General features: G+C 61.2%; 15 protein-coding genes. 10 read left to right on the top strand and 5 right to left on the bottom strand.

Features of this window, described 5'->3' with window-relative positions:
• Positions 1-113: 113 nt before the first annotated feature.
• Positions 114-1,004, bottom strand: coding sequence for an AraC family transcriptional regulator N-terminal domain-containing protein (locus AB4P94_RS25405; protein WP_395611388.1), 891 nt, complete (start codon positions 1,002-1,004; stop codon positions 114-116).
• 138 nt (positions 1,005-1,142) lie between these two features.
• Between AB4P94_RS25405 and AB4P94_RS25400 the strand changes: the two genes are divergently transcribed.
• From AB4P94_RS25400 to AB4P94_RS25385, 4 genes are read left to right on the top strand one after another with little or no spacing between them, the layout of a single operon-like run.
• Complete coding sequence (locus tag AB4P94_RS25400; protein ID WP_395608043.1) at positions 1,143-1,886, top strand: SDR family NAD(P)-dependent oxidoreductase; 744 nt, start codon at positions 1,143-1,145, stop codon at positions 1,884-1,886.
• Positions 1,887-1,902: 16 nt separating this feature from the next.
• Positions 1,903-2,304, top strand: coding sequence for a VOC family protein (locus AB4P94_RS25395; protein ID WP_395608042.1), 402 nt, complete (start codon positions 1,903-1,905; stop codon positions 2,302-2,304).
• The gene (locus AB4P94_RS25390; RefSeq protein ID WP_395608041.1) at positions 2,301-3,260 is read left to right on the top strand and encodes a saccharopine dehydrogenase family protein; all 960 of its coding nucleotides are present in this window, start codon (positions 2,301-2,303) and stop codon (positions 3,258-3,260) included. The genes AB4P94_RS25395 and AB4P94_RS25390 overlap by 4 nt, the downstream gene beginning before the upstream one ends.
• Positions 3,261-3,277: 17 nt before the next feature.
• A complete protein-coding gene (locus AB4P94_RS25385; RefSeq protein WP_395608040.1) occupies positions 3,278-3,742 on the top strand; it encodes a nuclear transport factor 2 family protein in 465 nt (154 codons plus the stop codon).
• 477 nt (positions 3,743-4,219) lie between these two features.
• Here AB4P94_RS25385 and AB4P94_RS25380 read toward each other — a convergent pair whose 3' ends face one another.
• A complete protein-coding gene (locus tag AB4P94_RS25380) occupies positions 4,220-4,648 on the bottom strand; it encodes a hypothetical protein (RefSeq protein ID WP_395608039.1) in 429 nt (142 codons plus the stop codon).
• Between the two features lie 164 nt (positions 4,649-4,812).
• Between AB4P94_RS25380 and AB4P94_RS25375 the strand changes: the two genes are divergently transcribed.
• Positions 4,813-5,826, top strand: coding sequence for an ABC transporter substrate-binding protein (locus tag AB4P94_RS25375; protein WP_395608038.1), 1,014 nt, complete (start codon positions 4,813-4,815; stop codon positions 5,824-5,826).
• Positions 5,827-5,970: 144 nt separating this feature from the next.
• Here the strand turns inward: AB4P94_RS25375 and AB4P94_RS25370 are convergent, their stop codons facing one another.
• Entirely contained in the window at positions 5,971-6,759 is a 789-nt protein-coding gene (locus AB4P94_RS25370) for an AraC family transcriptional regulator (RefSeq protein WP_395608037.1), read from the bottom strand.
• A gap of 85 nt (positions 6,760-6,844) precedes the next feature.
• Between AB4P94_RS25370 and AB4P94_RS25365 the strand changes: the two genes are divergently transcribed.
• From AB4P94_RS25365 to AB4P94_RS25350, 4 genes are all read left to right on the top strand, one after another.
• On the top strand, positions 6,845-7,843 hold the full coding sequence (locus AB4P94_RS25365) for a bile acid:sodium symporter family protein (RefSeq protein WP_395608036.1): 999 nt from the start codon (positions 6,845-6,847) through the stop codon (positions 7,841-7,843).
• 86 nt (positions 7,844-7,929) lie between these two features.
• Complete coding sequence (locus AB4P94_RS25360; protein WP_395608035.1) at positions 7,930-8,292, top strand: type 1 fimbrial protein; 363 nt, start codon at positions 7,930-7,932, stop codon at positions 8,290-8,292.
• A 110-nt stretch (positions 8,293-8,402) separates the two neighbouring features.
• Entirely contained in the window at positions 8,403-9,587 is a 1,185-nt protein-coding gene (locus AB4P94_RS25355; protein ID WP_395608034.1) for a sugar transporter, read from the top strand.
• Between the two features lie 13 nt (positions 9,588-9,600).
• Positions 9,601-9,957, top strand: coding sequence for a lysozyme inhibitor LprI family protein (locus AB4P94_RS25350; protein ID WP_395608033.1), 357 nt, complete (start codon positions 9,601-9,603; stop codon positions 9,955-9,957).
• 74 nt (positions 9,958-10,031) lie between these two features.
• On the opposite strand, the gene AB4P94_RS25345 is transcribed toward AB4P94_RS25350, so the two are convergent.
• Together AB4P94_RS25345 and AB4P94_RS25340 are read right to left on the bottom strand one after the other, a co-directional pair.
• Entirely contained in the window at positions 10,032-10,331 is a 300-nt protein-coding gene (locus tag AB4P94_RS25345; RefSeq protein WP_395608032.1) for a YciI family protein, read from the bottom strand.
• Between the two features lie 74 nt (positions 10,332-10,405).
• Positions 10,406-11,350: an aliphatic sulfonate ABC transporter substrate-binding protein gene (locus AB4P94_RS25340; protein WP_395608031.1), complete on the bottom strand. Its 945-nt coding sequence runs from the start codon at positions 11,348-11,350 to the stop codon at positions 10,406-10,408.
• A 205-nt stretch (positions 11,351-11,555) separates the two neighbouring features.
• Here AB4P94_RS25340 and AB4P94_RS25335 point away from each other — a divergent pair, with 205 nt between their 5' ends.
• Positions 11,556-12,881: an LLM class flavin-dependent oxidoreductase gene (locus AB4P94_RS25335; protein ID WP_395608030.1), complete on the top strand. Its 1,326-nt coding sequence runs from the start codon at positions 11,556-11,558 to the stop codon at positions 12,879-12,881.
• The last annotated feature ends 88 nt before the right edge of the window (positions 12,882-12,969 follow it).

Raw genomic sequence — 12,969 nt, 5'->3', positions numbered from 1 at the left:
AACAGGCGACTGAGGCCTATATGAAGGAACTCGGTCGCCTGTAATGGGGCCGCTGCGCGCCCCAACGCGGGGCAAGCCCGCTCGCCACAACAAGCCCGCAGGCCATAATGAGTTCAGGCCCGACCTCTGTTATCAGCCAGAATCCGCGCCGTATCCCTGGCCGGCGGCAACCCGAACACCCGCGCATAATCCCGGCTGAACTGGGTCGCGCTTTCATACCCCACCTCAAACGCAGCGCTGGTCACACTGCTGGCGCTGGCCACCATCAAGGTGCGCGCCTGCAACAGGCGCACACGCTTCTGATATTGCAGCGGGCTCAGGTTGGTCACTGCCTTGAAGTGCCGGTGAAACGCCGACACACTCATCGCCGCTTCCTGCGCCAGCGCCTCCACCCGGATCGACTCGGCAAAGTCCCGGCGAATCCACTGAATCGCCCGGCTGACGCGCGCCATGGCGGTGTCCGGCGCGGCAATCTCGCGCAGCATCCAGCCGTGCGGGCCTTGCAGCACGTGGTAGAGAATTTCCCGCTCATAGGCCGGCGCCAGTGCGGCAATCGCCACCGGGTCGCCCATCAGGCGCAGCATGCGGACCCACGCGTCCATCAGCGCCGGTGTGACGGCCGCCACTGAAAACCCGGCCTCCTGCTCGCAACGCCCGCTGGGCATCGGCAAGTCGTTGAGCAAGGTGGTCAGCACCGTCGGGTCCAGGGTCAGGCTCACTGCCAGGTACGGCTCACCCGTCGCCGCCGGGTTCACCACGCCGACGGCGGGCAGCTCGATAGACATCACAAAATAGGTCGCGGGGTCGTAGTGCAGGGTGCGGTCGCCCACGGTCATGCACTTGGTGCCTTGCAGGATCAGGTTGATCATCGGGTCATACACCGCTGCGAGCATGTGCTCGGGAATCGCACCCTGAACCATCGCCACACGCGGGATGCCGGTCTCGGTGCGGCGGTTTTCGGCACTTGCGGCCAGGGCACGCAATTCGATCAATTGTGTATTCATGGTGGCCATGCTGTTCCTCTCTTAAGGCAGCGCGCAAGCGAAAAGCAGAAACAGGCAGGATTGAGGCAGGAACGGCTGCGTCGGGGGGCAGGGTGATCGCTACTGTGGTCACTCAACGTTTCGACAGTGGAGCAAGCCATGAGCGTCATCGTGATAACCGGAGGCAGCCGTGGCATCGGTGCCAGTACCGCCGAGCTGTGCGCCCGCCAGGGGCAGGGCGTGATCCTGACTTACAACCGCAACCCGGACGCGGCGCGGGCGGTGGTTCAGCGTATTGAAGCGGCGGGCGGTAAAGCCGTGGCGCTGAAACTGGAGGTAGCTGATGTCAGCACCTTTGCGGCGTTCCGTGATGCTGTTGTGCAGTCCCTTCAGGCTACCTGGGGCGTAGGGACGTTGAGCGGGCTGGTGAACAACGCCGGTTACGGGCTGTTCAACCCCCTTGAAAGCGTGACCGAAGCGCAATTCGACGGCCTGTTCAACGTGCACCTCAAAGGCCCGTTTTTTCTCACCCAGACCCTGCTGCCGCTGCTGGAACAACACGCCAGTATCGTCAACCTGACCAGTGCCACGACGCGCGTTGCCACCGCTGGCGTTGCGCCTTACGCCGCGTTCAAAGGCGGGCTGGACGTGCTCACCCGTTACATGGCCAAGGAATTCGGCGAGCGCCGTATTCGTGCCAACGCCGTGTCGCCGGGTGCCATTCGTACTGAACTGGGCGGCGGCTTGAATGACGAATTCGAAGCTCTGCTGGCCGGGCAAACTGCCTTGGGCCGCGTAGGCGAACCAGAAGACGTGGCGCGGGTAATTGCCCTGTTGCTGTCAGACGAAGGCCGTTGGATCAACGCCCAGACTATCGAAGTCGCAGGCGGCTATATCATCTGAGTTGCGAGGCCACACCATGCTGGATCATCTGTTTATTTCAGTCAGCGACATCGCGCGTTCGATCCGCTTCTACGAAGCAACGCTTGCGCCACTCGGCATCACTGCGCGCCTCGACTACGACGGCAAGGATGGCCCGCCCGGGCATCCCGACTTGAAAGGTTTTGGCGCCAACGGCCGGATGTTTTTCTGGCTGCGCGAAGGCGTGGTGGAGGGGCGAGCGGTGCATGTAGGATTTGTCGCCAATAACCGCGCGGTGGTTGAGCAGGCCTACGCCGCCGCGCTGGCAAATGGCGCCACTGACAACGGCACGCCAGGTGCCCGTTTGCATTACGACCCCAACTACTACGCGGCCAACGTCCTCGACCCGGATGGCTACAGTCTCGAATTCGTCTACAAAAACTGGCAGCACACGGCATGAAAACTTTGATGATCTACGGCGCCACCGGTTACACCGGGCGCATGGCGGCTGAACAGGCGAAAGAACTGGGCCTGAACCTGGTGATTGCCGGACGCGACGAAGCCCGCCTGGCTTCCTTGGCTGCTGCGCTGGGCGTGCCTTACCGGGTATTTGTTGCGCAAGAAAGCCGGTTGGAAGGTATCGACGTGTTGCTCAACTTCGCCGGTCCTTTTGCTCACACTGCCGAACCGTTGATGCGCGCCTGCATCGCCAGCGGCACCGACTATCTGGACATCACTGCTGAAATCAACGTGTACCGCCTCGCCGAACAACTCGGCAGCGGGGCGGATGTGATGCTGCTGCCCGGCGTCGGCTGGGACGTGGTACCCACCGACTGCCTGGCGATGCACGTTGCCAGCCGCGTACGGCAGCCGCGCGCACTGAACATTGCCTTGCAGGTGCCCGGCACGATGTCACGCGGTTCGGCGATGAGTGTGGGCGAGATCCTCGGCGCAGGCGTCATGGTGCGCATCGACGGCGCACTGGTCGCCACCCCGGACGCGCCACTGCAACACTTGGATTTCGGCGACGGCCCGGTGCTGTGTGCGCCGTTGTCCTTCGGTGATTTGGTCAGCGCCTGGCATTCCAGTTCCATCCCGAATATCGCGATGTTCGTGCACGTCACTGGCGAGGCTTTCCCCGAAGGCGACTTGTCACTGCTGCCCGACGGCCCCACACAAACCCAGCGCGACGCCCATCGCGCCCGCGCCGTGGCCGAAGTCACCGGCGCCGACGGCAGCGTTGCGCGCTCGGTGATTGAAACTGTCAACGGCTACAGCTACACCCCGCTGGCCGCCGTGGAAGCGGCGCGCCGAGTGCTGGGCGGTGAACGCCGGCCTGGCTTTGAAACGCCCGCGAAACTGTTCGGCGTGGGCTTTGCCCAGACGATTGCAGGCACGCGGATCATCGATTACTGAACCCACAGGAAAACCCCATGACCGCTTTCGACCTTCAAACAGCCGCCGACAAGCTTGCGGTTGTCGACACCCTTTATCGCTTCGCCGCCGGTATCGACCTGCATGACCCCGTGCTGCTTGCTTCGGCGTTCACCGTCGAGGCCGTCTCCGATTTTCGGCCTGCCGCCGCCAAAGCCGGTTTTGAATACCCGGTGCTGGAAGGGCGCGAAACCATTGTCGCTGCGTTATCCGGCGCGCTCAGCCAGCTCGACACCACGCACTCGGTGAACAACCCGCGTGTGACGCTGGACGGCGACCGTGCACGACTTGATGCTTTGGTGGAAGCGCAGCACGTGCCCAAGAGCGACCCGTCGCGACACTATTTGATGAAGAACCGCTACGACGTTGAATTGGTTCGACAGGAAAACCGGTGGCTGATCCAGCGGGTGACAGTGGATAACGTTTGGCGCACTGGCGATCCCGCGGTGCTCGCAGGCATCTGACTCTTCAGGGCTGGCGCAGATCCCGTGTGGGAGTTGTCGAGCTTTGGCGAGGCTACGAAAGCGGTGGGTCAGGCGGTGTCTCTGTTGGCAGTACCGCCGCCTTCGCAGGCAAGCCAGCTCCCACATTTTGATTGGGGGTGTGTCTGATGGGGCTTTGCGGATTCAGCGGGGAGCGCCGATCTACCCGGCAACACAGATCCCCTGTGGGAGCTGTCGAGCTTTAGCGAGGCTGCGAAAGCGGTGGGGCAGGCGACATCTCCCTTGGCAATGCCGCCGCCTTCGCAGGCAAGCCAGCTCCCACATTTTGATTGGGGGGTGTGTTTGATGGGGCTTTGTGGATTCAGCGGGGAGCGCCGATCTACCCGGCAACACAGATCCCCTGTGGGAGCTGGCTTGCCTGCGATAGCGGTCTGCCAGCTAACACATTCTAGCCTGATGTACCCCAGCTTCCACATGTTGTTCTGTGGAGGGCTGGGATCAGGCCGCTTGCGGCTGAATCTGCAGTTGGCCTTCAACCTCCTTGACCAACTCACTGGCCAGGAACAACGGCGCCAAACGCCGATGCAGGGGCGGGTCGACGAACGCCTTCACCGTGTCCAGGTCGAGCACACCACTGAGTGGTAACTCGGCCTTGGTGTACGACAGCCACGCTTTCTTCAATGCCATCAACACATCGCTGCTCGCCGTGGAGGCGAAGCGGCGGTGGGTGGGTTTGGCGTCGAAGGTGAAGGTGTGCTGAAACGCGTAGCCGCTTTCATCACCACCGGCGGCGGTGCAGCGTACGCAGGTGCACGGGCCGTCGCCGAACGCGCTGCGCAGGTAGGCGCTGAAGTCCACCACGGGTTTGAGTGACAGGCGCTTATCGACCTCGAACAGGTCTCCGGTCATTTTTTCGTCAGTGTTCAACGTCCATTTCCTCGCAGGTTCGGCTGTATTTCAAAGCGCGGCACGATACCAGCCGCTGGCGTTTTTGGGGACTATTTGCATAACAATAGATCTCGATATTCTTTTCCAGTCTTAAAAATGCTGGCTACCCTCGTTCACCTTCTCAAACGTGCGGCAGACCCTCCATGACCTTGAAACGCTCCTCCCTGACCCTGTTGGCCGCGTCCCTGGCCGCTGCGACCGCATTGCTCAGCACCGGCGCCCAGGCCGAAGGCAAGATCAGCATTGCCCAGCAATTCGGTATCGGCTACCTGATTCTCGATGTGGTGCGCGACCAGCACCTGATCGAAAAACACGGCAAGGAACAGGGCCTGGATATCAAGGTGGAGTGGAACAGCATTTCCGGCGCCACTGCGATGAACGAGTCGCTGCTGGCCGGCGCGCTGGATGTGGTGTCGGCTGGCGTACCGCCGATGCTCACCCTGTGGGACCGCACCAAGGGCAAGCAGAACGTCAAGGCCATTGCCTCGCTGGGTTCGATGCCCAATTACCTGCTGACCAACAACCCCAATGTGAAGACGCTCAAGGACTTCACTGAGAAGGACCGCATTGCCGTGCCGGCCGCCGGCGTGGGCTTCCAGTCGCGCACCTTGCAGATTGAAACCGCCAAGCAGTTTGGCGATGCCAACTACAAGAAATTCGACGACATCTCCATCAGCCTCGCCCACCCCGACGCCACGGCGGCGCTGATTGCCGGCGGCTCGGAGATCAACTCGCACTTTTCCAGCCCGCCGTTCCAGTACCAGGAACTGTTGAACCCCAACGTGCACAAGGTGCTCAGTTCCTACGACATTCTGGGCGGGCAGGCGTCGTTCAACGTGCTCTATACCACCGAGAAATTCCACGACGAGAACCCCAAGACCTACAAGGCGTTCTATGACGCGTTGGCTGAAGCCGAGCAGATCATCAAGGCCGACAAGCCCGCTGCCGCCAAAACCTATATTCGCGTCGAAGCATCCAAACTGCCGCTGGACCTAGTGGAGAAAATCGTCCAGGACCCGGAAATCGACTTCACCATCGTGCCGCAGCGCACCTTTATCTATGCCGAGAAACTGCAGGAACTGGGTGTGTTGAAAAACAAGGCGGCGAGCTGGAAGGACTACTTCTTTGAAGAGGCCCATGGCGGGAATGGCAGCTGAGCCTTTGCAGGCATTTGGAATGCAGTCAGCAATGTGGGAGCTGGCTTGCCTGCGATAGCGGTGCATCAGCCAGAAAATGTATTGGCTGACGGACTGCCATCGCAGGCAAGCCAGCTCCCACATTTGATATTTTTCGCCTGAAAATCAGCGGAAAAACTCACCCGGTGTGGCATCGAACTGCTGGCGAAACGCATTGATAAACGCCGAAGTGGACTCATAACCACACGCCAGCGCCACATCCGTCACCCGCTCGCCTTGTTCCAGGGCGGGCAGGGCGGTCAACAGCCTCAGCCGCTGGCGCCATGCCCTGAACGTCAGGCCGGTATCGCTCAGAAACAACCGGCTGAGGGTTTTCTCACTCACGCCCAACTTCTGGCTCCAATCACCCAACGTCGTCTGCTGTTCCGGATGCAGGTTCAGGCTGCGGTAGATCTGCCGCAAGCGCGGGTCCAGTGGCAACGGCAGCATCAAATCCACCTGCGGCGCTGCGGCAAGCTGGTCCAGCACCACTTGCGCCAAGCGCCCATCTGGCCCGTCCTCGGCATATTCCACCGGCAGTTCGCTGAAGCTGCGGATCAATTCGCGTAACAAACTGCTCACCTCGAGGACATGGCAATGCCCGGCAGCCCACGTGGTGACGCTGCAATCCAGGTAGAGGCTACGCATTTCGGTGTGCGGCGAGCTGAACACCCGATGCGGCACGCCCGCCGGTATCCACACGGCGCGTTGGGGCGGAGCGACAAAGCGGCCGGCGCCTGTCTGGATCTCCAGCACCCCGGAAATCGCGTAAGACAACTGCACCCACGGGTGGCTGTGCCGTCGGGTCAGCGCACGATTGGGCAGTGACTCAGTGCGCCCATACACCGGCCGTGGCAGGCTGGAAAGCCCGGGCACACTGCGGCGCACGGTTTTTTCATGTCCTTTAGGCGGCATTTACTGGCTCATTGGCGTTAGTCGGTAACAGGCCGTTACGTTAGAGTCGCGACGATGCTCTTGGCAACCCCTGGAAGATTTGCTTATGACCCGCCCGCGTTTCCTGCCCGACAACTTCACCCTCACGCTTGTGGCCACGGTGATCCTCGCCTCCCTGCTGCCCGCCAGCGGCCAGACCGCCGTGGCCTTCGGCTGGGTGACCAACCTGGCCATCGCCCTGCTGTTTTTCCTGCACGGTGCCAAGCTGTCACGCCAGGCCATCGTCGCCGGTGCCGGCCACTGGCGCCTGCATTTACTGGTGTTCAGCCTGACCTTCGTGCTGTTCCCGCTGCTGGGCCTGGCGCTCAAGCCGGTGCTGTCGCCGCTGATCGGCAAAGACCTGTACATGGGCATGCTTTACCTCTGCGCATTGCCGGCCACTGTGCAATCGGCGATTGCCTTTACTTCGCTGGCGCGCGGCAACATTCCGGCGGCGATTTGCAGCGCAGCGGCCTCCAGCCTGTTCGGCATCTTCCTGACGCCGTTGCTGGTGACCCTGTTGCTCAACGTGCACGGTGATGGCGGCTCTACCGTCGATGCGATCCTGAAAATCAGTGTGCAACTGCTGCTGCCGTTTGTGGCGGGGCAAATTGCCCGGCGCTGGATCGGCGAGTGGGTCGGTCGCAATAAATCCTGGCTGAAGTTTGTCGACCAAGGCTCGATCCTGCTGGTGGTCTACGGCGCGTTCAGTGAAGCGGTCAACGAAGGCATCTGGCACCAGATCCCGCTGTGGGAGCTCGGTGGCCTGGTCGTGGCCTGCTGCGTATTGCTGGCCCTAGTGCTGGTGGCGTCTACTGTGCTGGGCAAAGCCTTTGGCTTCAGCCAGGAAGACCGCATCACCATCTTGTTCTGCGGCTCCAAGAAAAGCCTGGCGACGGGGGTTCCCATGGCCCAGGTGCTGTTCGCCGGGGCGAGCATGGGCGTGCTGATTCTACCGCTGATGCTGTTTCACCAGATCCAGTTGATGGTGTGCGCGGCCCTGGCTCAGCGTTATGCCAAGCGGCCGGAAAGCATTCCCGAGTTGATGGGGCAGGTGGATCCTTGATCCAGCGCACACTTTGAGGCGAAACCGCTCAAGTTAACGCCCGGCCAGACGACTTCCTGAGTGAGAGCCCAATAAGGAGTGTCGGCATGAACGTTAAACGTGTTGCGATTATTGCAGGCCTGTTGTGCCTATGGGCGGGTAGCGGCAGTGCCGCGCAGACACTGGGCGGGGGCACCATTGAGTTCCGGGGGGCCATCGTCGAGCCCGGCTGTGCGACAAATGCGCGCAGTGGTGCGGTGATGGAGCTGACCGGCTGTGCCAGCGCCAGTCGCGGCAGCCGCCTGGAGGTGAGCAACGTGGCGCCGGTGGCCAGTGTCAACGCGGCCCACGTGCGGCTGGTGGCAGACAGCGGCAGCGGGCGTTATTACGACCAGCGTTATCTGCTGGTGGACAACGCCGGCAAGCCGATTCAGTCGGGCAATTACGTGATTACCCTGACCTCGCCCTGAGCCCCGCGGCGACGATCCGCGTCAACAACGGGCCGAGAAACCTATAGAATGCTCGGCGGCTGCGCTGTTCTGCGTGGCCGTTGACCATCGCCAGAGTACCTCGCCCGCCAATGAGCATTTCAGCCGCAACGCCTCAAGCCAATTGGCAACCGGTCATCGCCCTGGCGCTGGCCGCCTTCGTGTTCAATACCACCGAATTTGTGCCGGTCGGGCTGCTCAGCGCCATCGGCGCCAGCTTCGACATGCCCATCGCCAGCGTCGGGCTGATGCTCACCATCTATGCCTGGATAGTGTCGCTGACCTCGTTGCCGGTGATGCTGCTGACCCGCAACGTCGAACGGCGCAAGCTGCTGATCGTGCTGTTCGGCATGTTTATCGCCAGCCATATCCTCTCCAGCGTCGCCACCAGCTTTGGCATCCTGATGCTCAGCCGCATGGGCATCGCCTTGTCCCATGCGCTGTTCTGGTCGATCACGGCCTCGCTGGCGGTGCGCCTGGCCCCGGAAGGCAAACAGGTGCAAGCCCTCGGCCTGCTCGCCACCGGCACTTCGCTGGCGATGGTCCTGGGCATTCCGCTGGGCCGCCTGCTCGGCGAAGCCATGGGCTGGCGCACCACCTTCCTGGTGATCGGCGCGTTTGCCGCCGGGCTGGTGTTCTGGCTGGCGCGCACACTGCCGTTGCTGCCGAGCCAGAACTCCGGCTCCCTGCGCAGCCTGCCGCTGCTGTTCAAGCGCCCGGCGCTGGTGGCGCTGTATGTGCTGACCGCCTTGACCATCACCGCGCAATTTACCGCCTACAGCTACATCGAACCCTTCGTCGAAGGCGTCGCCGGTATGGGCGGTGGCGCCGTGACCCTGATCCTGCTGGTGTTCGGCGGCGCGGGCATCATCGGCTCGCTGCTGTTCAGCCTGGTGCACCGTTTCAACCCCCACCTGTTCGTGGTGGGCGCGGTGTTCCTGCTGGCCACATGCCTGACGCTGTTGTTGCCCTTGAGCGGGGCTGAAACTTATCTGGTGGTCCTCAGCATTTTCTGGGGCATGGCAATCATGGGCTTCGGCCTGGCCATGCAGTCCAAGGTGCTGGTACTCGCGCCGGATGCCACCGACGTGGCCATGGCGATGTTCTCCGGCATCTACAACATCGGCATCGGCGGCGGCGCACTGATGGGCAGCTGGGTCGGCAGCCACTTCGGTTTTGCGTGGATTGGCGCGGCGGGCGGGTTGTTGGCGGCGGTGGCGTTGATTGGGTATTGCCTGGCGATTCGCAAGTTCGGTACGGGTGTGGTGCGTACCTGAGGAGAAAAGCGTGATGATCAAATCGTCTGTTTTCGCAGTGCTTGTCAGTGTTTCTGCACTGTTGCTCAGTCCTTCAAGTTCGGCGGCCAGCTTTGACTGTGCCAAGGCCAAAGCGTCTGATGAAATTGCCATCTGCCAGAACGTCAGCCTCAATGACCAGGACGTGACCATGGCGCTGCTCTACGACCTGAACAAGCATTTCATGGCCATGGGCGGGCGGGGTTCATTGATGGACGGGCAGGCCGAATGGCTCAAAAAGCGCCATGCCTGCGGTTCGAACCTGAGCTGTTTGAGCGATGCCTATACGCAGCGGATCAGTCTGTTGCGCAGGTTTATTGATGAGCGGGTGATAACGAAAGGGCCGTTTTGAGCCATTTTTGGGCTGATTACGTTTGCAGATGCCAACCCTCCAGCTGCTCCTGATCCCTCGCGCCGGCCTCTCAATTACACCGCTGGAAACCCGGTCTTCTGCACCCAGCGGTTCTGAAACAGTTGCACGTCCAACTGCGCAAACAGCCCAGCCTGGGTAAACGGCTCTTGCGCCAGCCACGCCTGCACATGGGCCTCGTCATCAAAGTCCACCACCATCAATGACCCTACCGGTTCACCGGCCGCCCCCAACAACGGCCCCGCAAACGCGATGCGCTCGGCCACGGTGCCGAGGTATTCACGGTGGCTGGACAGCAGTGCCGCGCGCTGCTCGGTGATGCCGGATTTATACAGGGCATGGATGGCGAAAATCATGGACGAAGGCCTTTTAAGAGACGAGGGGAATGCCCTTTATGCGGCAACCCGCTTGGGTTGCCAAATGAAACTTCTCACGGTGCCCAGGTCTGCACATCCTTGGCGTCCACAGCCTTGGGCAACAGCCCGGCCTTGAAGAACGCATCAGCGATCTTTTGCTGTTCCCCCAACTGATCGATCGTCACTGGCTGCACCCGATAGCTGCGGTGCGCGTTGGCCGCTTCGACGGTGGCGGCATCCAGGTTGCCCCACAACGGGCCGAGCACTTTGGCGGCGTCCTGTGGGTGGGTTTTCACCCATGTGCCAGCCTGTTCCAACTGCGCGTACACAAGCTTCAAGACCTCGGGGTGGGCTTTGGCGTAAGGCGTACCCGTCAAATAGTAGCGCTTGTAGCTGGCCAGCCCGGCGCCGTCGGCCAACGTGCGGGTTGGCAGTTGACGCTGCACGCTGGTGAGGAAGGGTTCCCAGGTGACCCAGGCATCCACCTTGTTGTTCTCGAACGCCGCGCGACCGTCAGCCGGCGACAGGTAAGCCGGCTCGATATCCGAAAACGCCAGGCCCGCCTTGGCCAGTGCGGCGATCAATAAATAGTGGGTGCCGGCGGCTTTCGTGACTGCAACTTTTTTACCCTTCAAATCCGCCAGTTGCTGGATCGGCGAGTCCTTGCGTACCACGATGGCCTGGGCCGAAGGCGAGGGCGCTTCCTGGGCGAAATAGGTGAGTTTGGCTTGGGCAGCCTGGGCGAAGATCGGCACGGTGTCGGCCACGTCGGCGCTGATGTCGACGTTGCCGATGTTCAGCGCTTCCAGCAGCGGCAGGCCGCTGGGGAATTCGTGCCAAGACACGTCGATATTGTCCGCCTTCAGGGCTTTTTCCAGGGTGCCCTGAGTTTTCAGCAACGTGATCAGCGTCGAGGATTTCTGGTAACCAATGCGCACGGTTTCCTGGGCTTCTGCGCTGGCGGCGACAGACAAGGCCAGCAAACCCAGTACAACAACGAGGGGGCGGCGAATAGGCATGGTGAGCTCGATTTTCAGCGAAATAAGACCGAGCATAAAGTTCTAAAAAGCATTCGATAAATACTCTTTTGATCTGAGCTTAAGGCCGTTTTTCAGTCTTTCGAGCAATCGGGCATAACCATAGAATCATAGGTTTCTTTCATAGTAGTTGCTTCCTACTATAACTTTTGCGGCTAAGTCTCTTTATTCTTCGATAAGGCCTTCCATGACGACAAGCCGCCAAATCCACTTATCCGCGTTTCTGCTGAGCGGCCCCGTGGTCCACAGCCATGCGGTATGGCGCCACCCGGAAACCGTCGGCAATTACCTTGACCCGCAGTACTACGCACGCATCGCCAAGGTGGTTGAGGAGGGGCTGTTCGACTTCCTGTTTTTTGCTGACCGCCTCGCGGTGGGCGACCAAATGGGCGGTTCCCGCGAGTTCGCGCTGCGTTACGGCGCGCAGGATGCGACGCGCCTGGATCCGCTGCCGATTCTGTCTTATCTGATCGGCCAGACCAGCAAACTGGGGCTTGGCGCGACGCGTTCCACCACCTATTACGAACCGGCGCATATTGCCCGTGAATTTGCCACCCTTGATCACCTCTCAAAGGGCCGTGCGGCGTGGAACATCGTGACCTCGATGAACGACAGCGAAGGGCGCCTGTTCGGCAAGGACAAACACCTGGAGCACGACCTGCGTTATGACCGCGCCGATGAGTTTGTCGAGGTCGCGCTGAAACTCTGGAACAGCTGGGGCAAGGATGCGCTCAAACTGGATCGCGAAAGCGGCGTGCTGGCGGACCCGGCGTTGATTCAGTCGGTGCAGCATCAGGGCGACTGGTTCAAGGTGGAAGGCCCGCTGAATATTCCGCGCACGCCTCAGGGGCGGCCGGTGTTGATTCAGGCCGGCTCTTCCGGGCGTGGGCGGCGTTTTGGTGCGCGTTGGGCAGAGGCGATTTTTACCATTCACCCGCATTTGGCGGCAATGCGCGCGTTTCGTGATGACGTGCGCGCGCAGGTGGTGCAGCAAGGCCGCGAGGCGGACAGTTGCAAGGTGCTGACGGCGGTGATGCCGTTTATTGGTGGCAGCGAGGCCGAGGCGCGAGCCAAGCGTGACAAGCACAACGCGTTGGCGCGGCCTGAGTTGGGGCTGGTGACGTTGGCGTCGCAGTTGAATGTGGATTTGTCGTCGTTTGCGTTATCGGCGACGTTGGCCGAGGTGGCACGGTCGCCGCTGGTGCATGGGGCGGCTGCAGAAAAACTCCTGATGCAGGGGGCGGACCTTACCCTGGAACAATTGGGGCGGATTTTTTCCAGCAGTGTGCGGGTGCCGCAATTGGTCGGGACCGGCGCGCAGGTGGCGGATCAGTTGGCTGAATTGTTCGAGAAAGGCGGGTGTGATGGGTTTGTGATTTCGCCGGGGTATTTGCCGGGGTCGTTTACGGAGTTTGTGGAGAGTGTGATTCCGCATTTGCAGCGTAAAGGGTTGTTTCGTACGGCTTATGAGGGAGGGACTTTGCGGGAGCATTTGGGGTTGGTTGGGTTGTAGGCTGGTCGGGGTACATATCCGTTATTGAGGTCACGGCGGCTATTGGTTCCGCTCTTACAGCGGGTCACTTTGCAAAAGCGGCAAAGTA

The sequence above is a fragment of the Pseudomonas sp. B22129 genome, assembly GCF_044218875.1.
Classification (GTDB): domain Bacteria; phylum Pseudomonadota; class Gammaproteobacteria; order Pseudomonadales; family Pseudomonadaceae; genus Aquipseudomonas.
The sequence above is the reverse complement of the archived record's forward strand: the minus strand, read 5'-3'. Positions and strand labels throughout refer to the sequence as shown.